This window comes from Corynebacterium imitans, assembly GCF_000739455.1.
Classification (GTDB): Bacteria; Actinomycetota; Actinomycetes; order Mycobacteriales; family Mycobacteriaceae; genus Corynebacterium; species Corynebacterium imitans.
Window position 1 is genome coordinate 2,329,038 of record NZ_CP009211.1, and the last position, 21,088, is coordinate 2,350,125.

Sequence of the window (21,088 nt, forward strand, 5' to 3'; positions counted from 1 at the left end):
GACGAGCAAGGGACGGTGTAACCCTATGACAGCGCCCCGTTTAACAGCGCTCGGCGCGATTGAGCACCCAACGCGCCAGCGCCCGAGTCTCGGAGACATACGGCGCGACCTCGGCCCGCTTGAAATAGGCAACGGGCTGGTCGCGCTCATCTTCTCCGCCTCGGGTCCGATCGCCGTCATCCTCGCGGCGGCGACGGCCGGCAACCTCTCACCAGACGAGACCTCGTCCTGGATTCTCGGAGCCTTCCTTGGCAACGGCCTGTTGACGCTGTTTCTCACCTGGCTCTATAGAACGCCGTACGCGTTCTTCTGGACGATCCCCGGCACCGTGCTTGTCGGAGACGCGCTCACGCACCTCGCGTTCGCGGAAGTGATCGGCGCGTATATCGCCACCGCAGTGCTCGTCTTCCTCCTCGGCTGGACTGGCCTCATCGGAAGATTCATGGCGGTGCTGCCGCCCACCATCGTGCAGGCGATGGTGGCGGGTATCTTCCTGCACTTTGGGCTCGGGCTGATCGAGGTGGCTATCGACGACCCGCCGATCGTCCTGCCGATGATCCTGGTGTTTGTCCTGCTCTCCATCAACCATCCCGCGGTGAAGCGGATCGCGCGTTTTGCACCAGCCGTCGCTGTGGCAGCCATCTTCGGCACCGCGCTCGCATTCCTGCTCGGCCGGGTCTCGGAGGGCATCCTCGACAACGGGATCTTCGCCCAGCCAGAGCTGATCATGCCGCAGTTCAGCTGGGCAGCCATGGTCGAGCTGGTGCTGCCGCTGGCCATCACAGTCGTGGTGGTGCAAAACGGCCAGGGTGTCGCCGTGCTCACCGCGGCCGGGCATAGGCCGGGCGTGAACCTGGCCTCGGCAGCCGCCGGACTGGTATCACTGCCGATGGCTTTTATCGGCAACGTAACGACCTGCCTGGCCGGCCCCACTAACGCCTTGATTATCTCAGGCCCCGATCGCTCGCGGCACTACGCCGCAGCGATGGTCACGGCCATCGGCGCGATCGCCGTCGGGTTGGCGTCGCCAGCGTTCGTCGGCTTCATGCTGGCCATGCCGACGTCCTTCATCGCAGCACTCGCGGGCATTGCGATGTTGAACTCGCTGAAGAATGCCTTCCTCGCAGGCTTTTCGGGCCAGTATCCCTTCGGTGCGCTGGTGTGCTTTCTGATCACGGTCTCCGAGTTCAAGTTCCTCAGCATCACCTCTCCCTTCTGGGGCCTGATCATCGGGTGCGCGATCGCGTTTATCATGGATGATCGCGCATCGAAGTAGACTGTGCTCCCCTTGCCGGATGTGTCATCCGGCGGGATACTCGGTGCCATGAACAATTCCAAGATGGATCTTCTGCTTGGCATCCTGGCGATTGTCGTCGCCGGGCTTGCCGTCGTGTTCCTCTCCGGCTCGATCGGCGTGTTCACGGCGATCGGTGCCGCGCTCGTCGGGGTGGTGCTGCTGATTCGCACGGCTCAATCGGAAGGCGACGAAGCGCCTGCCGATCCCCTGCACCTGGAAAACAGCGAAGAGGCGGGCTTCGACTGGGACGCGCACTACCAGCGCGAGTTCGGCAACCCCGACGACAACCCGTACAGCCAGCGCTAATAGTCATATCGCTGCCAGTGCGCAGCACGAGGGTCTTCTCAAGCCGCCGATCTAGAAAACGAGACACGTTGTACGGCTTTCCCTGTGGACGGCCGCTTTCACGACGCTGTACGCGCTGCCCGCGCATAGCGACTCGACATTTGTCGCTCCCGCCCCGAGTACATAGACAGGGATTGCCCGTGAGGTAAGGCATGCCTTAAAATGCATCCTTTAGGTTAGGCAGGCCTAACTGGACATTCTTCATTTACCTACGGAAGGTGCAACCTTGGCACTCTTTACCTCTCGCCCCTTCAAAGCAATCGCCGCCACTGTCACCGCGGCATTCATGCTTGCCAGCTGCTCGAGCGAAGCAAGCGGCCCAACAGCCGCTCCCGAAGCTTCCGATGCCAACGGGTCAGACGAACGCATCGTGGCACTGGGTCTTGGCGACGTCGATACGCTCCTTGCCCTGGGCGAGCAACCGGTCGGTTACGCCACCTGGGAGCAAGAGGGCTCGGGCGATCCCTCCGGACTTGGACCGTGGGCCAAGAACAAGCTCACGGTCAACCCGAACCCAATCCGTGATACCACCACCGAATTCAGCACCGACACTGCGGAAAAGGTGGCGTCGCTCAACCCGACACAAATCATTGCAGTAAACAGCGGTCTCGAAGACGACAAGAAGGCACTGCTCGAGCAGATCGCGCCAACCACCTTCCACTCGGATGAGTACCAGGATTGGCAGGTCCCTTGGGATGCACAGGTCAAGGAGATCTCCAAGGCCGTAGACAAGGAAGACGAAGGTCAAAAGCTTATCGACGACGCCGAGCAGGCATTCGAAGACTTCCGCGAAGCACACCCAGAGCTGCAAGGGAAAACAGCGGTTATCGGCATGCCTTACGACGGGAAGTTCGGCGTGTACACCGCTGGCGACGGCCGCGGCTCCTTCATCGAAAAACTGGGCTTCAAGATCCCGGAGAAGTTCAACGGTGATGGCTCCAGCTTCTTCCTCGACTGGTCGCCCGAGAACTACGCAGATTTCAACGACGTGGACTACCTCTTCGTGTTGGACTACTACGGCGCGATCGATGCGCTGAAGAACGACGAGAACTTCATGGACCTTGACGTCAACAAGCGTGGCGGGCTCTACTGGCTCGACACCGACACCGCCAACGCAATGAGCATGCCAAACCCCCTCTCTATCCCGTACGCAGTCGAGCAAATCGAGCAACAGCTCTAGGCATTTCAGGGGGAGGGTGCCTACCGGGGGACGACCAGTGGGCCACCGCTCACTGGGTCTGACGCCACAACCGCAGGCAGATCGAAAACGCGGCTCAGCAAAGACTCCGTGACCACCTCGGCAGGCGCACCGACCGCACGAACCTCGCCACAACGCATCACGATGAGCTGATCCGAGTAGCGTGCGGCGAGGTTCAAATCATGCAACACCATGAGCACAGTTCGCCCCTCCTGATCAGCGAGGCGACGTACAAGCGACAAGACCTCGACGGAGTGGGACAAGTCGAGGTACGTCGTCGGCTCGTCCAAAAACACGAGCGGAGTGTCCTGGGCTAAAACCATCGCGATCCAGGCTCGCTGGCGCTGTCCGCCAGAAAGCCGCTCGAGCGGACGATCTGCAAACTCTGCAATATTGGTCAGCTCCATCACTGCATCAACAGCACGCGCATCCTCCGCAGAAGCCTGCCGTAGCCAGGACTGATGCGGGTGGCGTCCACGGCTGACCAAGTCACGGACCGTGAGCCCCTCGGGGGCGACAGGCGTCTGTGGCAGTACTGCCAGCTGGCGCGCAATCTCGCGGCGCTTCAGTTTCGCCGTGTCCACGCCGTTCAGCGTGACCGTGCCACTGTCGCATGCAATAAGCCCTGCTGTAGCTCGCAACAGCGTTGACTTGCCGCAACCATTCGGACCGATGATTGTGGTGACCCCACCTTGAGGCACGTCGAGATCAATGCCGTCAACGATGACGGTAGCGCCATAACTCACCTTGAGATTTCGAACTTGAAGCATCATACGGACACCTTTCGTGTTGCACGTAGCAGCGTGTAGAGCAGCGCTGTGCCACCAATCGCAGTTGTAGCTATACCTACCGGCAGGTTCCCGGGCACCAGGGTGCGCACCGCTAAGTCAGCGCCGGTCACGATCGCCGCGCCAGCGAGCATTGCTGTTCCTAAAGGCGGCGTCGCTGTTTGCGTGATCTTGCGTCCGATCTGTGGCGCAACAAACGCCACGAATGCTATCGGACCAGATGCTGCGACGGCCGTCGATGCCAGCACTACAGCCATGAGCATGAGGATGAGTTGCATATGCCGAGGCTGCACCCCGAGGCCAGCAGCCGTATCCTCGCCTAATGAGAGTGCCTGAAGATTGAAGGCTGCCCACCGCAAGAACGGAACGACGACTGCCAGCGCAATGAGTACGGCGAGTGCATCGCGCCAGTTCGAAGACCCCACCGAACCGGTGATCCACGCCTGCGCTTTGCCGACATCGCGATAGTCGGCGCGAACGAGCAGGAACGAGTTGTAGGCCATCGCTAACGCGTTGATGATGATCCCGGCGAAGACAAGTTGGAAAGACCCGAGACCCGCGCCACGGCTCAGCCACCAGATTGCCGCAGACGCTGCCAATCCACCGAGGAACGCACTGAGCGGGACCCCCAGAAGGTGCAGCAGCATTCCGGAGCTTCCACCAGCAAGTAACGCAGTCAACGCGAAAGCGGAGGCGCCCGAAGTGACGCCCAGAATGTCTGGGCTCGCCAATGGATTCCTCGTGATGGTCTGGAAGATCGCCCCCGCAAAACCCAGCGCAGCTCCTACTCCCAAAGCTGTCACTACCCGCGGCAGACGCCACTCAATAATCACCGTACGAGCCAATTCCGTGGTTTGGCCCATGAGCGCAGAAACAATATCCCGGACCGTAAGCTCGAAGTCTCCGACCATGACACCCCCAAGGGCCGCGGCGAGAGCCAACACCGCAAGGACACCATTCGTCACGAAAACCCGCATCACAGTTTCGCCCCTTTACGCAAGAGGTACAGGGCGAACGGGGCGCCAACAAAGGCGAGCGTGATACCCACCTGCAATTCGCCGGGCCGTGCGATGACGCGGCCAATGACGTCGGCAAGCAAGAGTAGCGAGGCCCCAGCCAGCGCGGAGCAAGGCAGCACCCAGCGGTAATCGGGCCCGGTGAAGGCGCGCACAAGGTGCGGAACAACCAGGCCAACGAACCCGATTGGGCCCGCCCCAGCCACCGCGGCGCCAGTAAGCAATGCAACCAGGACGATGCCCACGGCACGCGCGATGGGGACGCTCACCCCAAGTCCACTTGCCACGTCGTCTCCCAAGTTCAAGAGGTTCACCCGATTGGCCGTGGCAAAGGCCCCCACAAGCCCGAGGAGAATCACCGGGGCGAGCACCGCAACCACCTGCATGTCGCGCCCAGCGATAGCACCCGCTGTCCAAAACCGCATCTCGTTGAGGCTTTGCGTATTCGTCAGCACGATGCCACTGGTAAGCGCACTACAGACCGCGCCCAGCGCAGAACCACCGAGCACGACCATGATTGGGGTAGATCCCAGGCTCCTCATACTAAGCGCGAACACGAGCGCCACCGCGAGTATTGCGCCGAGGAAGCCCACCCCAACAGTGCCCAACACCGTCATGGAGCCGTGAAAGGAAATAGCTGCCGCCACTGCGAGCGCCGCACCGGGCCCTACGCCCAGCAGGTTTGTGTCTGCGAGCGGGTTTCGGGTGTGGCCCTGCAGCAGCGCCCCCGCTGTACCTAGCGCTGCCCCTACCAACAGGCCGAGCAGGGTGCGCGGAACTCGAAGTTGTGCGATGATCTTCGCTTCGTCGCTGGCCGCCTCGAGTTGTTCGGCGCCTCTCGAGAACGCCAGCGTGATTCCGTCGCGAACCGCGCTCACCGTTGCCGCGAACCCCATTTCGCGCGCCCCGAACAGAAGCGACACTAATGCTGCGCACACGGTGAAAGCCGCAAGGAAAGCGACAAGCCCTACACGTTTATCCACGTTGTAACCCCGTTATCGCCAGTACCCCATAAACGACACGTGGTGGCGAGGCACACTCGCCTCTTTCACCAGGAGCCGCCGCATCGCCGTCACAGTCGTGCTCTTCCCTGCGATCCAGTAGTAGGTATGCCCTGCAGTACCCGAAGCGGGGGCGATAGATTCACCGCCGCTGGAGTACGTGGGTGTCTCCCAGACCATGTCGAGGAGGGCCTCATCAACTGGCTCTAGTCTTCCAGCTCCCGAAGATACTGAGGCACAGCGGGATGCGACATCGTCTTGCAGTTGTGCACGAAGTAAATCCCCGTGGTCGACGTCGCGGTGTTCGCGGAAGTGCCAGCGGACGTCGACCTCCGCAGGGGCGTCGATGGGCAAGTGGTTGCCGGCCGGTACCTCAATGTCAGCAGACCCGGCGAGGCCCCCGGGCCAATCCTCCAAGATGCGGGCTATTGCTGGAAGCGCGGTTTCGTCACCATAGAGGCATGCCATTGCTGCAGACCCCGGATTAAATTCGATGCCAACACCGGAGTCATCGTCGCGGGTCGGCCCAATTATCAGGAGCTGCTGGCCAGGTTGCGCGCCCTCCGCCCATGCCGAGGCGGGGCCGGGGTTGTCACTGTGCAGAACAAAATCCACATCCAGCTCATCCGGTTCACCGGCGCATCGCCGGAATTCTCGAATCGAGTAGGTACGGAGGTGCCCGCGCGTGTGCTCCGGCATACCGCGCCACGCGTCCCACCACCCTTCCTCCGGAAGGGTGAGAACTCCACTGGCGGGCGGGATCAGCAGCTTGATGCGCAAATCCCTGATGGGTACGGCAGGCCCCATTGCGTCGACTCCGGTGAACGTCACTCGTTGGAAATTCGGCGCGACACGTTCACTACGGGCGACGGTTGCAAGGAAAGGCCTAAAACTCACCCTGCAGACTATATAGGATTGCCTTACCTAAAGGAAGAAGGGCGGGCTACCGGACCCTTTAATACCCATGCGCCTGGTTCAGTGCCTCGCCGTCCCCGAAGTGCGGGCGCAGGTGGTTATCAAACAGGGACAGGACCGCACCGATGGCCATCTGCATGTTCAAGCGCTGGCGGGCGCCCCCGCCTCAGCAGGACCCAACGTTCACACAAATTGTGAACATAGCTGCAACAGTCAAGCACGAAAACCACTGCTGAGCCCAGCGCACAGGAGGCCGCCTCCCCTGCCGCGGATACGCTGGTCGCCAAGCTGATGCGGGAAGACGTCTACTCTCTGTCGCCAAACGACACGATCCGCCATGCGCTGCACATGTTCGTGGACAAGCGGATTTCTGGCGTGCCGTTGCTTAGCGACGACCGCACGCTGGCCGGTTTCGTCTCAGACGGGGACGTACTCGACGTGATCGGCGACTCCGTGCCGGCCTTCACCACGCCGTACGCGCTGCTCGCACACAACGACTCGACAGAGTTCGGTACTGACGTGGCCGCTGTTCTCGACCGACCGGTCTCGTCGTTAGCAACGATGACGCCGTCGTTCGTCGTTGGCATCATCAATCGCTCCGACATCAACCGCTACCTCGTTTCGACGTTTGTGCCGGTCGCTGGGTAGCGCAACGGGCCGGAGCCTGAGAGTTGTTGGAGAGTTGTTTGAAACAACTCCAAACAACTCTCAAACAACTTCACCTCAAAACAATCCAGTAAATGCACTGTTTCTGCAGCTCAACATAGTTGTTTTGAGTTGTTCTGGGTTGTTTTGCTGACGGTCTGGCGTCTCCGGTTAAGTAGAAACCCACCGGACGCCTGGCCCCCGCTTAGGGCTATCGTGAGCGATCTTTGCTTTACCCAAATCTCTAAGGTGCCGGAGGAGCCGACTTACCGATTGCCTCTCAACACCTAATTCTTCAGCAACTTCACGAGCATTCAGAGCATTCCCTTCACGGAGCTGATCGATAATCCAGTCCTCCGTCGTTACCGCACTGACTACAGAGGATGCTTCACCGTCAAAAGCGGCTCTGGCTTGCGCGGACAATATCCATTCGGGAGCATCCCTCAGCTGCTCCAGGAAGCCCTGCCTTGCATACCATCCTAAGGTTTCCTGGGCCTGCGCCTCCGAGACTTGCATAAGCCGAGCTGCAGTAGAAGTCATCAAGATCTGATTATTTGCCAAATGGCGTGTAACCAAGAGTCCATTCACACTATCGAAAATGGCATCCCCAAATGTTGAACGCAGCTGATATAGCGCCTTGATGAAATCTTGATCCACCTCACCAGAAGGCAAAGTAACCTCAACAAACGGCCCATCAGTGTTCAGACTCGGGGTTTGCCTGCCGCTTGAGAGCATAGAGACCCACATGCGGTCGAAACCGCGCGACGATTCCTCAGCGAGACTCAACTGCCTTAAAGCCCCCATGAGCACTGGGTTCCGCGGAATAGATTGGGTGGTCAAAATTCTTTCTTTACGAACACCCACTGGAAGGCTGCCAGGAGACCACACTGTCAAGCTGGTGGGAGACTGGTCTACGACTATTGCTGCGGTAGCTCCCCAATCGCGGTGAGCAAACGCATTGGAAACAACTTCGTCAACCGCCATCGTCGGGAACGCAGGAATCGGGAACTCCTGCCCATTCGGGAGCTGGACTCGAGCGATTTCCTGAGATGTATGGTCCGTGATGAGCGCGCGGAGGCGTTCGGAAGCTGTAATTAACGGTGCCGAGATCTCGGTCACCTTTGGATCACCACTGGGCACCTCCCGAAGAAGGTGACGAACTACCGACCGGTTATTTAACGGCTGCATGAAGAGTATTTCCGCTGCGAAAGTCAGTCCTCCATCAGGCTTTAGCAGGCCTAACTCACTGCATAGTTCGAGCCCCGTCCGCGGAACCGGTGAGCTGTCACCCAAGGCTTTTTTCCGATTGGCTAGGAGAACTCTCGCCCGCTCGACGGCTTGCAGATCCAATTCTTCAGGCCCTCGCCTCGACGCCATAGCACTGAAATCTGGATTGGCGCGTGCCAGATGGATACTCCGACGCTCGTCTTCCCCGAGTGGGACACAGCTTTTCCCTACGCGCTTGCTCGCTTGACCTTTGGATCGTTGGTAGAGCGCCATCCCTCGCGGAACACGCAAGATTATCAAACGCGCATCGCACCACTGGATTTCAAAAGCTTCTACTTGGATATGTGGCTGGGTCTTACTGTAGATTTTCTCCACCAACCAGTCGCAAGCACGGTCAGTTCCAGTAAACGCAGATGGCCCCGACTTCTTGTCGTTAACACCAAGGACGATGTATGCGACTCCGCCATCCGCGTTGGAAAAGCAAATAACTTCGTCGACGAGAAATTCTATTAAGCCCGCATCGGGATTCTTGTTCATCGGATGCACAGCGGGGTCTTCCTTGAAGTCCAATATCTGCGATTCCCTACTGCTGGCGTTCTCACCAGCTTCAATCGCAGAAAGCGCTTCCCTTACAACCTCAAACTCCGCATCGACCATGCAATGAGCATAACAGGAGTAATACACGAGTTGTTTAAAACAACTCAAAACAACTCTGAAACAACTTCGCCTCACAACGACCCAGTAAATGCACTGTTTCTGCAGCTCAACATAGTTGTTCTGAGTTGTTCAGAGTTGTGTATTACTCACCGCATTACTCTGGCAACTCACGCCACGCGGGATTCTTTCGCCCCGCGCCACGTAATGATCGCGCCGGCCGCAGCAATCAACGCAATGCCTGCTGCCATGGACCACGTGATCTGGTCACCGGAGAAGGCCCAGCCCAGGAACGCCCCGATGACTGGGTCCAGCGCAAAAAGCGTGCCGACAACCGCCGCCGAAACAATGCCGGCAGCGATCGTGTCCATAACAAAAGGGACCACCGCGCCGATGAAGCCCGAGAGCACAATGGTGCCCCACATCGAGCCGTGTACATGCGGTGCTGCGGAAACAGCAAAGGGCGCGAGCACGAACGCTGCGACGACCACCGACAGCGCTAAATCCGGCATCCCACCGCTCTCAGCATTACCCATACGGGCAGCGAAGAGGGTGTAGATGCCGAAGAACGCCGCACCAACTGCGGCAAAAGCAACGCCGACGAGGTCAAGGTCGTTGGAGGGTTGCGCGATCAGGGCGACGCCCACGAACGCGGCGATGGCCCACAGACGGGAGCGCCACATCTTCAGTCCAAGAAAAGAAACGACGCAGGGGCCGAAGAAGTCGATGGTCACGGCCACACCCTGCGGAAGACGGGCAATGGCCTGGTACAGCATCACGTTCATCAACCCGATGGCGACGCCGTAAACCACGATATTGATCACCCGGGCGCGCGTCATACCCGATAACCGCGGCCGGAACAGCAGCACCATAATGACGGCGGCAGCGGCCATGCGCAGGCCCGAGACGCCCGGCGCGCCCACGGTCGGCAACATGTCGGTCACGAGCACCGCCGCGGTTTGTGCACCGATCGAGCCGATGAGTACCAGCACAACGGGGGCCGCAGAAAGCCCGAAGAAGGAGTCTACGCCCCGTCGGGAAGCGGCATGCTGTCTCTGCTCAATAGGCACGCATGCAAGATTAGTGCCCGCGCGCCTGGTTCAGCGCCTCCCCGTCCTCGAAGTGCGGACGCAGGTGGTTATCAAACAGGGAAAGGGCCGCGCCGATAGCCATGTGCATGTCCAGGTACTGGTAGGTGCCCAGGCGACCACCGAAGAGCACCTTGTTCTCGCGGGATTCTTGAGCGGCGAGCTCGCGGTACTTCTTCAGCTTCTCGCGGTCCTCGGGCGTGTTGATCGGGTAGTAGACCTCGTCGCCGTCCTCGGCGAAGCGGGAGTACTCCTTCACAATGACCGTTTTGTCGGCAGGATAGCTATCCTGCCGCTCCGGGTGGAAGTGGCGGAACTCGTGGATGCGGGTGTACGGCACGTCCGCGTCGTTGTAGTTCATCACCGGGGTGCCCTGGAAGTCGCCGGTCTCCAGCACTTCGCGCTCGAAGTCGAGGGTGCGCCAGCCGAGGTGGCCCTCGGCGTAGTTGAAGTACTGGTCGACTGGGCCGGTGTAGACCACGGGGGCGTCTGGTGATTCGGCGCGCAGCTCGTCACGGACGGCGAAGTAGTCGGTGGACAGGCGGACGTCGATAAGCTCATGCTCCGCCATCTTCTCCAACCAGGCGGCGTAGCCGTCGACCGGCAGGCCCTCGTAGGTGTCGTTGAAGTAGCGGTTGTTGAAGGTGTAGCGCACTGGCAGGCGCGAGATGATCTCCGGCGGGAGCTCGGTGGGGTCGGTCTGCCACTGCTTGGCGGTGTAGTGCTTGACAAAGGCTTCGTAGAGCGGCTTGCCAATCAGCGCGATGCCGCGCTCTTCCAGGTTGGTGGCCGCCGCAGGGTCCTTGCCTTCGCGCTGCTCCTCGATGAGCTTACGGGCCTCGTCCGGCGAGTAGTAGCGGCCGAAGAACTGGTTGATCAGGCCGAGCCCCATGGGGAACTGGTAGGCGGTGCCGTCATGCATGGCGAATACGCGGTGCTGGTAGTCGGTGAACTCGGTGAACCGGTTGACGTACTCCCACACACGCTTGTTGGAGGTGTGGAAGAGGTGCGCGCCGTACTTGTGCACCTCAATGCCGGTGTCCGGGTCCTTTTCCGAGTAGGCGTTGCCGCCGAGGTGGTCGCGCTTTTCGACGATCAGCACACGTTTGCCCAGCTCACTCGCGGCCTGCTCAGCCACGGTCAACCCAAAGAATCCGGATCCGACAACGATGAGGTCATAAGTCATGGCCTCAATCTTTCCACATGTACGCGGTCTGAGCCCGCCCCACGACACGCCGAAAGTCTCAAGACTTACTTTAAACTTGAACTTCCTCTACACTGCACAACAGATAACTTTCTTCACATTTGCCCCAGTAATATCCAGGAGTCTTCCCGTGCACCAACGTAAACGCTTGAACAGGGCGTCCACCCGGACCGCGCCCTGGCGTACCGCAATCCTGGCCGCACTTCTGACCGTGGCGATGGTCGCCACGGCCGCTTTCAGCGGCGACAACATCCTGCGAGTGCAATCCGTCGGCGGCCCGGATAAAGAGGTGTACACGGATACCGCCTCATTCGCGTCCGGTAACGACACCACCGTCGACGACGCCGCCGTCAAGTCCCAGGGCGGTGAGAAGGAAGTCCGCCGCGTGGTTAAGGAGTTCTCGCGCGATCGCGAGTTCACCATGTTTGGCCTGACCTGGAAGGGCGACCGCGACGTGGTCGCCTACGTGCGCGCGAAAAAGGCGGACGGCTCCTGGTCCGAGTGGTACGAGATGGACCACGCCGACAACACTGGTAGCGACACCTTCGGCACCGAGCCGATCTTCGTCGAGCCCACCAAGCGCATCCAGGTCTCCACTGGCAACGTCGACCTGCTCGACGGCGGGCGCACCGACTCCAACGCGCCGACCACCGCTAAGGACATCGAGGCCGTCTTCTTGGATGGCGGCACCGGCACCTCTGGCGGTATCGCCCCGGCTGCGGATTCGTACACCCGCGGCATGCCCAAGGTGGTCTCCCGCGCGCAGTGGGGCGCAGGGGCCTCATCCAACCCCACGTACACCGAGCCGGTCACCGCGGCGACGGTCCACCACACCGCGGGTTCCAACAACTACACCGAGGCGCAGGCCCCCGGCATCGTGCGCGGCATCTGGACGTACCACGCACGGAACCTGGGTTGGGGCGACATCGGCTACAACGCGCTGGTGGATAAGTACGGCAACATCTACGAGGGCCGCGCAGGCGGCCTGGATCGCGCCGTACAGGGGGCCCACGTCGGCGGGTTCAACACGAATACCTGGGGTGTGTCCATGCTGGGTAACTATGAAACCGCCACCCCCACCACCGCGAGCGTCAACGCGATGGGCGAGATCATCGGCTGGAAGGCGGCCGTGGCTGGCTTCGACCCGATGGGCTCGAACTACCACTACGCCGACTTCAACTTCCGCGGCTCCCGCTACGCTGCTGGCCAGGGCGCAATGTTCCCCAATATCAACGCGCACCGCGACTTCCACTACAACGCCTGCCCGGGCCAGAACCTCTACAACCGGATGGGCGACATCCGCCGCGTGGCCAACAACAAGTACAAAAGCCTCGGTGGTTCCCGCGGCCCCAGCGGAATCGTCGACTCCCTCCTGGGCGGCGGCAACACCGGCACTGACCCGAACAACCCGGACGTAGAAGCCACCGACACCACCGTCGGCGACCTCTCCTCCGCGCTCGGCTCCAGCGAGAGCAATACGCAGACCGAGACCGTCGTCAACGAGGACGGCACCACCACGACCGTGGTCCGTCCGGCAGAGGGCACGCAGACCAGCGGGCTTTCCCTGTCCGGGCTCGCGTCCGGTGACGCCGTCGCGATCGCGGCCGCGGCCGGTACCCTGCTCGGCCTGGTCATCCTCTACGCCAACTCCCGCGGCATGCTGCCCGGCGGCGCGAAGTCCGTCGCAGGTATGGAGCTCATGCCCGGCCTGACGGTGCAGCAGGTCACCCCGTACATCGGCCCGGCGCTGCAGACGCTTGGCAAGCAGGACCTGGCCAATGTCTGGTACCAGTTCGAGCCGACGCTTGGCGCGCTCGTCGCCGGTGTTGGCGGCCCACAGGTCGGCGGCCGCACCTACGCCTTCTACAAGGGCGGCGTGGGCATCCAGGACCGCCAAGGCCAGATCTTCACGCTGGCGGGCAAGATCGCGGACGCCTGGCTGCAGCAGGGCATGGATGCCGGCCCGCTCGGTATGCCGACGTCGCGCGAGCGCACGCTTGGCGACGGCACCGTGGTCGTCACCTTCCAGGGCGGTTCCATCACCTACAACCCGGTGCACAACGCGGTCAACATCACGACTAACTAGGCACCAATCAGGCACCAATTAGGCCAGGTCGTAGGAGCGGCGCACCGCGTCCTCCCACCGCGCCACGAGCCGGTCCCTTTCGGGGCCGGCCCACGTGTTTTTCCAGGTGGTGGTCTCGCCGAGGGACAGCGGGGCGTCGATAAGCTTGGCCCCGATGCCCGCTGCTGAAGCGGCCCCCATCACGGTGGTTTCCGTGTTGGCGGGGCGCTCGACGTCGATGCCGAGGATGTCGGCCTGCAACTGCATGAGCAAGTCGTTGGTGGTCATCCCGCCGTCGACGCGCAGCGCGGTCGGCTCGCCGCCCATCGCGCACACGACCTCGCGGGCCTGCAGGCAGGTGGCCTCGAGCGCGGCGCGGGCGATGTGGCGGCGGTCCACGAAGCGGGTCAGGCCGGTGATCACCCCGCGCGCGTCCGGGCGCCACCGCGGGGCGAACAGGCCGGAAAAGGCCGGGACGATCACCACCCCACCTGAGGTCTCCACCTGTGCCGCGAGCGTCTCGGACTCAGCCGCGGTGCGCAGCAGGCCGAGCTGGTCGCGCAGCCACTGGATCAGCGAGCCGCCCACGGCCACCGAGCCCTCCTGCGCGTACACGGGGGCCTGGCCCTCGATCTGGTAGGCGACGGTGGTGAGCAACCCGCGCTCGCTGATCTGCGGCGTTTCACCCGTGTTGAGCAGCATGAACAGGCCGGTGCCGTAGGTCATTTTCGCCTGGTTCTCCGCCAAGCATCCCTGCCCGAACAGGGCGGCCTGTTGGTCGCCCAGCACGCCGGTAATCGGCACGCCCGCGAGCGGGCCCCGGCGGCGCACGGTGCCAAAGTGGCTGACGGAGGGCCGGATCTCCGGCAGGATTTCCGGCGGTACGCCAATCTCGCGGCACAGCTCCGGGTCCCACTCGAGGGTGCCCAGATCCATGAGCAGGGTGCGCGAGGCGTTCGTGACGTCGGTGACGTGCACCGCGTTCTCTGGCTCGCGGGCACCGCCGGTGAGGTTCCAGATCAGCCAGGTATCAATCGTCCCGGCGAGCAACTCGCCCGCCTCGGCGCGCTCTCGCGCCCCTTCGACGTTGTCCAGGATCCACGCCCACTTCGGCCCCGCCGGGTATGAGTTGTACAAAAGGCCCGTGCGCGCCAAGTACACGTCCTGTGTCGTGCCCGCGTCTGGTTTCGGGTTGGTGCGCGTGTCCTGCCACACGATCGCCCGGTGGATCGGGACGCCTGTGGCCTTGTCCCAAATCACGGCCGTCTCGCGCTGGTTAGTCAGGCCGAGGGCTGCGATGTCTTCTTCCGCGATGTCGGCCTCGGCCATCGCCTCGCTCAGTGCGCGGCGGGTGTTGCGCCAGATCTCCAGCGCATCGTGCTCCACCCACCCCTCGCGCGGCAGGTGCTGGGTGTGCTCGAACTGTGCCTGGGCGACGACGTTGCCGCGCGTATCCGTAAACACCACGCGGGTAGAAGTTGTGCCCTGGTCAATGGCCGCGATGAGAGACATGCCGCCAATTGTATGGGGCCGCTTGCGCTTAGAACCAGTGCTCCAGCACCTGTGCCACCCCGTCCTCCTCGTTGGAGGCGGTGACATAGTCCGCAGCGTCCAACAGTGCGGGCGCGGAATTCGCCATGGCCACGCCCATCCCGGCCCAGGCGAGCATCTCCAGGTCGTTGGGCATATCCCCGAAGGCGATGACTTGGGAGGGCTCGATGCCGTATTCGGCCGCGAGCACCGACGCCCCGCTCGCCTTGTTGATGCCGGGGTGCGACAGCTCAATAAGACCCTCGTCCATGGAGTAGGTCAGGTGCGCGTCCTCCGGCTCGATCACCTGGGCAAGCAGGTCGAACATCTCCGCGGACTGCAGCTGCGGCGCGCGGACCAGCAATTTGGCGGCGGGCTGCGAGGTGATCTCCGCGACGGTGCCGATGCCGAAAGCGGTGTCCCAGGCGTCCCGGTTGTACTCGGGCGTGGTGAGGAAGCACTCCTCCTCCGGATCGAGCGCGCTCTGCCCCACCCGCTCCACCCCATAGCCGTGTTGGATGTTCAAGGGGCGCAGCGCCTCGTCGATTGCCTCGACGACGCGACCCATAGTCTCCGGCGCCAGCTCAAAGGAGCGCAGCACCGTGTCCTCTACGGGGTCGTAGACCACCGCGCCGTTCGCGCAGACGCACGTGGGAGCGACGGGCAGCTGGTCAAGCACCGGGAGCAGCCAGCGGTGGGGACGCCCAGTGGCCAGGGCGAACTTTGCTCCCGAACGCACCGCGCGAACCACCACGTCGCGCAGCCTTGGTGTGACCCGGCCCGCCGGGTTGATGAAGGTGCCGTCGATGTCGCTAATGATGAGCTGGGGAGCATGCATGGTCTCTCTCACGTGCCTTTCTTGGCCTGCTTCACGGCCTTCTTTGCTTTGCGCTGCGCGCGTTCGCGCTCGTAGATCTCGGCCGCCTCCTCCAGCGTCGGGGCACCGCCGCCTAAAGAGGCTGGCACCCACTTATCACCGGGAGCGAAGGGCCCGAATTCCTGCTCGTATTCGGCGCGGGACTGCTCGAGCATGTGCTGCATCGCCTGCTTCAGGCGGCGGGTGTCTTCCTCTGCGTCGCTGCTGAGCGCAACCGGGGCGCCGTAGCGCACGATCACCGGCACGCCGCGCAGCTGCTTGGGCAGGTCCTTGGTCCAGATCCGGTGCGAACCCCAGATCACGCAAGGAATCAGCGGGGCGTCGGCCTGCGCGGCGATGCGCGCCGCGCCCGTCTTGAAATCCGCGAGTTCAAAGGAGCGCGAGATCGTGCCCTCCGGGAAGATGCCCACGAGGTAGCCATCGCGCACGTTGCGCACCGCAGCGTCCACCGCCGAGGCACCGTTTTCCCGGTCCACCGGCACGTGCTTCATCGTGCGCAGGATGCGCCCGAGCACGGGCTTCTCAAACACGCTTTGCTTAGCCATAAAGCGCACGAGCCGCTGGCCGTGGACCAGGGGCCCGGTGCCGGTGAGCATGAAGTCGTAGTAGCCGGTGTGATTGCCGGCGATGACGGCCCCGCCGCGGGCGGGTATGTGCTCCGCCCCCTCGATGCGCACGCTGATGCGCTGCAGCCGCAGCAGCCACTTGAACATGTGCACTGTGAAGGGGTAGAGCCGCTCCTTGGATTCCTCCGGGTGCGCGGCAGGCTGCGTATAGGCCGCTGGTACCAGCAGACCGTGCAGCTTCTTCATGGCGCGGGAGGTCATGCTCATCTACGCCCCAAGGACTTCCTTGCCCACCCACGGCTGCAGCGCCGCGGGCACACGGACAGAGCCGTCCGCCTGCTGGTTGTTCTCCAGGATGGCCACGAGCCAGCGGGTGGTGGCCAGGGTGCCGTTGAGCGTGGCCGCGGTCTGGGTCTTGCCGTTCTCATCGCGGTAGCGGATGTTCAGGCGGCGCGCCTGGAAGGTCGTGCAGTTCGAGGTAGAAGTCAGCTCACGGTAGGTGTCCTGCGAGGGCACCCAGGCCTCAGTATCGAACTTGCGGGCTGCCGACGAGCCCAGGTCGCCCGCAGCGACGTCGATGATGCGGTAGGGCACCTCCACGGCGGCGAGCATCTCGCGCTCCAAGCCGAGCAGCTTCTGGTGCATCTCCTCAGCGTCTTCCGGCTTGCAGTAGGCAAACATCTCGAGCTTGTCGAACTGGTGGACGCGTAGAATACCCCTGGTGTCCTTGCCGTAGGAGCCAGCCTCGCGGCGGAAGCAGGAGGACCAGCCGGCGTAGAGCAGCGGGCCGTCGGACAAGTCGATGATCTCGTCCTGGTGCAGGCCGGCGAGCGCGACCTCGGAGGTGCCGACCAGGTACATGTCGTCTCGCTCGAGGTAGTAAATCTCCTCGTCGTGCTCGTCGAGGAAGCCGGTACCCTGCATGATCTCGGGGCGGACCAGCACCGGCGGGACCATGAGCTTAAACCCAGCCTCGCGCGCCTTCTGCGCGGCCAGCATCAGCATTCCCAGCTGCATCCAGGCGCCGTCACCAGCGAGGTAATAGAAACGCGCGCCGCCGATCTTGGTGCCGCGCTTCATGTCAATGATGCCCAGAGACTCACCAAGATCCAGGTGGTCTTTGACCTCAAAGTCAAACTCCGGCACCTCGCCGACGTGCTCGAGGACCACGAAGTCCTCCTCGCCACCAGCCGGTGCGCCCTGGATGGGGTTGGGGATCTTGTACTGCAGCTCGTTGACCTTCGCCTCCGCTTCAGCCTGTGCGGCCTCCGCCTCCTTCACACGCGTCTTCAGCTCGTTGGAGCCCTCCAGCAGCGCGGGGCGCTCCTCCGGGGAAGCCTGGCCGATCTTCTTGCCAAAGGCCTTCTGCTCGCCGCGCAGCTCATCGGCAGCCTGGATGGCGCTGCGGCGCTTTTCATCAGCGGCAATGAGCTGGCCTACCAGGGCTGGGTCCTCACCGCGGGCGGTTTGGGACTGGCGGACAACGTCAGGGTTTTCGCGCAGAAACTTCAGATCAATCACAAATGCATACTCTACCTTGTCCCCAACGGCCGCGGCCGCGTCTGCACAAAAGCGGTGGACTGGTCATAACCAGCGGAGTAGGGTGGAATTATGATTACCGACGGCCCGACCCCAAAGCACGCCCAGTTGCGGGCGCTTTTGGAGCGCCGCTGCGCCGAAGAACTCAGCCCCGGTGATCTACTGCCCGGGGAACGCACCCTGGAAGAGGAATACGGGGTCTCGCGGATTACGGTGCGCCGCGCCATCGGGGACCTGGTCGCTGCGGGCAAGCTGCGTCGGGTGCGCGGCAAGGGCACGTTCGTCGCCCCCGCTCCCCTGGTCAGCCGCCTGCACCTGGCGAGCTTTTCGGAGGAGATGGCCCAGCAGCGGGTGGAGGCAGCGTCGGAAATCTTGCGGGCCACCACTGCCTTAGCCCCCGCGCAGGTCGCGGCCTTCTTCGGCACGAGCCCGGACACCCCACACATCCAGCTGCGCCGCCTGCGACTGGGCGACGGCGAACCCTATGCCGTCGATAACGCCTGGTACAACGCGCATCTGGTACCCGATCTGCTGGAGCAGGACGTCAAGCAGTCTGTCTACACGCTGCTCGAGGAGCACTACCGGCTGCCCATCACGGAGGCTGAGCAGACCGTCACCGCCGCCAGCGCCACCGAGGCCACCGCCCCGCTTCTCGACGTCGCGTGTGGCACCGCCCTGCTCCACATCGCCCGCTTCGCCCGCAGCGGTTCGCACGCGGTGGAGTTCTGCGCCTCCTTGTACCGCTCGGACCGGTACTGGCTGACCACGCGCGTTGGACGCGAGTCCGCGTGACGGGAATAGTATAGGGGCATGGCTTCCAATTCCAGCGCCGTGCGCGCGTTCTTCGTCGCCCTGCTTGCCGGGACGGTCGGCATGGGTTCGTACGCCATGACCACGGGCACCGATGCTGGCGGCAACGGCACCGAAGGCGGCCAGCAGGCGCAGCACGGCGATGCAGCTCCCGCCCCATTCACCACCGCCGACCAGGGTTCCTGCCTGACGTGGACCGTGGGTGAAGGCGGGGCGATCAGCGGATTTGAGCAGACCGACTGCGCGGGCGAGCACCGCTTCGAGGTGGCCTCACGCCAGGATCTGGCGGTCTACCCCACCGCCGAGTTCGGCGAGAACGCGCCGATGCCCAACCCGACGCGCCAAGCGCAATTGCGCGAGGAGCTGTGCGGTGCCTCCACCGTCCGCTACTTAGAGGGCCGCTACGACCCGCACGGGCGTTACTCGATTGCCCCGATCCTGCCTCCAGCGAGCGCGTGGGAGGCCGGGGATCGCACAATGCTGTGCGGGCTGCAGGAAACCGACCGTGCCGGCGAGCCGATCCTGACCACCGGCCGCGTGGTCGAGCAGGACCAGGCCCGCACCTTCGAGCCGGGCGAGTGCGTGGCTATCGACGGGGCAAATAGTCTGTCCGTCGTGGACTGCGCCGCCGCTCACCAGATGGAGATCACCAGCAGAGTCGATCTCGCCCCTGTCTTCCCGGAAGGCACGCCTTCGGTGGAGGACCAGGACAAGCACCTGGGCGATGTGTGTACGAAGGCCGCCCACGACTACCTGGGCAGCGAGGAGAACCTGTACCAGATTTCGCTGCAGCCCTTCTGGACCACCCAGCAGGCGGCCGCGTGGGAGGGCGGCTCGCACAGTGTGAACTGCGCGCTGGTCTTCTCCTCGCCGGAGGGCGGGTTCGCCGAGCTGACTGGCACTGCGACGGGCGGCAAGGAGGTCTTGCGTATCGACGGCAACCCGCCGCCTGACCGCCCGAAGCGCCGCCCGCTGCGCGAGCACCAGGCTCCGCCTGCACCGGAGGCAGCGCCTGACGCGCCGGAAGCCGCACCGCCGGCACCGGAGGAAGCCCCGCAGTAATGGTGGAGGTGACCGACGAGGAGTTCGAGGCGATGATCAACGACGCGCTCGACACCATCCCGGACTCCTTCGCCCAGCACATGACCAACATGGTCATCTTGGCCCGCGACTACAACGAGGACCAGCCCGGCCTCCTCGGGCTTTTCGAGGGCGTACCGCTGCCCGAGCAGCACTCCAACCACACCGGCTTCCTCCCCGACGCAGTGTTCATCTACAAGGAACCGCTCGAAGCGATGTGCGCCACGGTGGAGCAGCTACGCCACGAGGTCAAAGTGACGGTACTGCACGAGGTGGGCCACTACTTCGGCATGGAAGAACACGAGCTGCACGAGCTCGGCTGGGGTTAGCGCGCCCTCCCGCTGCGCACGGCTTCGACCCAATCCGTGGCCGACGCAATACGGGCATCGCGCACCGGCGTGGGCTCCCCCACCACGCGCGGCCAGGAGCCGAGGAAGCGGATGCGCGAGGCCCGCAGGTACACCCCGCGCAGCGCCTCCGCCACGGGCGCGTCGTCAATGTGGCCGACGATGTCGGCAAAGAAGTTGTACGTGTTCGGCTCCTCGCGTGTTGGGCGCGACTCAATACGCGACAGGTCCACGCCGCGATAGGCGAACTCCTGCAGGATGCCGACCAGGCTGCCGGGCTCGTTGACGGTCTGGAAGACGATGGAGGTGCGGTCGTTGCCCGTGCGCTGCGGCGGGGTGTCCACAGGCCCGGCGAGCACAAAGCGGGTGCGCGCCGCCTCCAGGTCCGCCACGTTGCGGGCATGCACCTCGAGCCCGAAGAGCTCCGCGGCGCGCTCAGGGGCAGCTGCGACATCGGCGCCGCCCTCGGCCACAAGCGCAGCGGCGGCCGCGTTTGACGTCGCCGCCTGGAAGCTCGCCTGCGGGGCGTGCTCGCCCATCCACCGCTTCACTTGCTGGTAGGCGACGGGGTGGGTGGCAAACCGGTGGGCGTCGGCAAGCGTGGCCCCTGGCCGGGTCATGATGGCGAAGGCGATTTCGAGCTCGGTCTCTGCGAAGATCTGGACGCCCGGGGTGGCAAGCAGCGCATCCGAGGTGGTGGTCACCGCCCCGTCGACGGAGTTCTCAATCGCCATCACGGCGCGCTCGGCGCGGCCTTCCGCGACCGCGGCGAGCGCCTCTGCGGGCGAGTCCACGGGCAAAAGCTCCGCTTCGGGCAATTTGAAGGCGTGCACCGCCTGCTCGGTGAAGGTGCCGGCCGGTCCCAGATACGCGATTCGGGTCATGGGCTTAAAGTT

The 21,088-nt window shown here is 63.3% G+C and carries 20 protein-coding genes; 8 read left to right on the forward strand and 12 right to left on the reverse strand.

Features of this window, described 5'->3' with window-relative positions:
* Positions 1-25: 25 nt before the first annotated feature.
* From CIMIT_RS10855 to CIMIT_RS10865, 3 genes are all read left to right on the forward strand, one after another.
* Positions 26-1,276, forward strand: coding sequence for a benzoate/H(+) symporter BenE family transporter (locus CIMIT_RS10855; protein ID WP_038592889.1), 1,251 nt, complete (start codon positions 26-28; stop codon positions 1,274-1,276).
* A 48-nt stretch (positions 1,277-1,324) separates the two neighbouring features.
* Complete coding sequence (locus tag CIMIT_RS10860; protein ID WP_038592894.1) at positions 1,325-1,603, forward strand: hypothetical protein; 279 nt, start codon at positions 1,325-1,327, stop codon at positions 1,601-1,603.
* A 265-nt stretch (positions 1,604-1,868) separates the two neighbouring features.
* Positions 1,869-2,822, forward strand: coding sequence for an ABC transporter substrate-binding protein (locus CIMIT_RS10865; protein ID WP_231910296.1), 954 nt, complete (start codon positions 1,869-1,871; stop codon positions 2,820-2,822).
* 20 nt (positions 2,823-2,842) lie between these two features.
* Here the strand turns inward: CIMIT_RS10865 and CIMIT_RS10870 are convergent, their stop codons facing one another.
* The 4 genes from CIMIT_RS10870 to CIMIT_RS10885 are packed head-to-tail and all read right to left on the reverse strand — an operon-like array spanning position 2,843 to position 6,542.
* A complete protein-coding gene (locus tag CIMIT_RS10870) occupies positions 2,843-3,613 on the reverse strand; it encodes an ABC transporter ATP-binding protein (RefSeq protein WP_038592897.1) in 771 nt (256 codons plus the stop codon).
* Complete coding sequence (locus CIMIT_RS10875; protein WP_038592900.1) at positions 3,610-4,605, reverse strand: FecCD family ABC transporter permease; 996 nt, start codon at positions 4,603-4,605, stop codon at positions 3,610-3,612. Before CIMIT_RS10875 ends, CIMIT_RS10870 begins: the two co-directional genes overlap by 4 nt.
* Positions 4,605-5,627 (reverse strand): FecCD family ABC transporter permease, encoded by a 1,023-nt coding sequence (locus CIMIT_RS10880; protein WP_038592903.1) that lies wholly within the window; start codon positions 5,625-5,627, stop codon positions 4,605-4,607. The genes CIMIT_RS10875 and CIMIT_RS10880 overlap by 1 nt, the downstream gene beginning before the upstream one ends.
* Positions 5,628-5,639: 12 nt before the next feature.
* Entirely contained in the window at positions 5,640-6,542 is a 903-nt protein-coding gene (locus tag CIMIT_RS10885; protein ID WP_038592909.1) for a siderophore-interacting protein, read from the reverse strand.
* A gap of 309 nt (positions 6,543-6,851) precedes the next feature.
* Between CIMIT_RS10885 and CIMIT_RS10890 the strand changes: the two genes are divergently transcribed.
* The gene (locus CIMIT_RS10890) at positions 6,852-7,208 is read left to right on the forward strand and encodes a CBS domain-containing protein (RefSeq protein WP_038592912.1); all 357 of its coding nucleotides are present in this window, start codon (positions 6,852-6,854) and stop codon (positions 7,206-7,208) included.
* A 168-nt stretch (positions 7,209-7,376) separates the two neighbouring features.
* Here CIMIT_RS10890 and CIMIT_RS10895 read toward each other — a convergent pair whose 3' ends face one another.
* From CIMIT_RS10895 to glf, 3 genes are all read right to left on the reverse strand, one after another.
* Positions 7,377-9,089: an RNA-binding domain-containing protein gene (locus CIMIT_RS10895; protein WP_038592915.1), complete on the reverse strand. Its 1,713-nt coding sequence runs from the start codon at positions 9,087-9,089 to the stop codon at positions 7,377-7,379.
* 167 nt (positions 9,090-9,256) lie between these two features.
* The gene (locus CIMIT_RS10900; RefSeq protein ID WP_231910298.1) at positions 9,257-10,156 is read right to left on the reverse strand and encodes an EamA family transporter; all 900 of its coding nucleotides are present in this window, start codon (positions 10,154-10,156) and stop codon (positions 9,257-9,259) included.
* Positions 10,157-10,166: 10 nt separating this feature from the next.
* The gene (gene glf / locus CIMIT_RS10905) at positions 10,167-11,360 is read right to left on the reverse strand and encodes a UDP-galactopyranose mutase (protein WP_038592919.1); all 1,194 of its coding nucleotides are present in this window, start codon (positions 11,358-11,360) and stop codon (positions 10,167-10,169) included.
* A gap of 148 nt (positions 11,361-11,508) precedes the next feature.
* On the opposite strand from glf, the gene CIMIT_RS10910 reads away from it, so the two are divergent.
* Positions 11,509-13,464: an N-acetylmuramoyl-L-alanine amidase gene (locus CIMIT_RS10910; protein ID WP_038592922.1), complete on the forward strand. Its 1,956-nt coding sequence runs from the start codon at positions 11,509-11,511 to the stop codon at positions 13,462-13,464.
* Positions 13,465-13,482: 18 nt separating this feature from the next.
* Here CIMIT_RS10910 and glpK read toward each other — a convergent pair whose 3' ends face one another.
* The 4 genes from glpK to serS are packed head-to-tail and all read right to left on the reverse strand — an operon-like array spanning position 13,483 to position 17,937.
* Positions 13,483-14,955 (reverse strand): glycerol kinase GlpK, encoded by a 1,473-nt coding sequence (gene glpK, locus CIMIT_RS10915; protein WP_038592925.1) that lies wholly within the window; start codon positions 14,953-14,955, stop codon positions 13,483-13,485.
* Positions 14,956-14,983: 28 nt separating this feature from the next.
* Positions 14,984-15,811 carry a Cof-type HAD-IIB family hydrolase gene (locus tag CIMIT_RS10920; RefSeq protein WP_038592928.1) on the reverse strand — a complete coding sequence of 276 codons (828 nt, stop codon included), beginning with the start codon at positions 15,809-15,811 and terminating at the stop codon, positions 14,984-14,986.
* Positions 15,812-15,819: 8 nt separating this feature from the next.
* Positions 15,820-16,683 carry a lysophospholipid acyltransferase family protein gene (locus CIMIT_RS10925; protein WP_231910299.1) on the reverse strand — a complete coding sequence of 288 codons (864 nt, stop codon included), beginning with the start codon at positions 16,681-16,683 and terminating at the stop codon, positions 15,820-15,822.
* Positions 16,684-17,937 (reverse strand): serine--tRNA ligase, encoded by a 1,254-nt coding sequence (gene serS, locus CIMIT_RS10930; protein WP_038592931.1) that lies wholly within the window; start codon positions 17,935-17,937, stop codon positions 16,684-16,686.
* Positions 17,938-18,027: 90 nt separating this feature from the next.
* Here serS and CIMIT_RS10935 point away from each other — a divergent pair, with 90 nt between their 5' ends.
* The 3 genes from CIMIT_RS10935 to CIMIT_RS10945 are packed head-to-tail and all read left to right on the forward strand — an operon-like array spanning position 18,028 to position 20,174.
* Entirely contained in the window at positions 18,028-18,747 is a 720-nt protein-coding gene (locus CIMIT_RS10935) for a GntR family transcriptional regulator (RefSeq protein WP_038592933.1), read from the forward strand.
* Between the two features lie 18 nt (positions 18,748-18,765).
* A complete protein-coding gene (locus CIMIT_RS10940) occupies positions 18,766-19,827 on the forward strand; it encodes a septum formation family protein (protein ID WP_038592936.1) in 1,062 nt (353 codons plus the stop codon).
* The gene (locus CIMIT_RS10945; RefSeq protein ID WP_038592939.1) at positions 19,827-20,174 is read left to right on the forward strand and encodes a metallopeptidase family protein; all 348 of its coding nucleotides are present in this window, start codon (positions 19,827-19,829) and stop codon (positions 20,172-20,174) included. The genes CIMIT_RS10940 and CIMIT_RS10945 overlap by 1 nt, the downstream gene beginning before the upstream one ends.
* Here the strand turns inward: CIMIT_RS10945 and pheA are convergent.
* On the reverse strand, positions 20,171-21,076 hold the full coding sequence (gene pheA, locus CIMIT_RS10950; RefSeq protein ID WP_038592942.1) for a prephenate dehydratase: 906 nt from the start codon (positions 21,074-21,076) through the stop codon (positions 20,171-20,173). The genes CIMIT_RS10945 and pheA overlap by 4 nt on opposite strands.
* Positions 21,077-21,088: the final 12 nt, after the last annotated feature.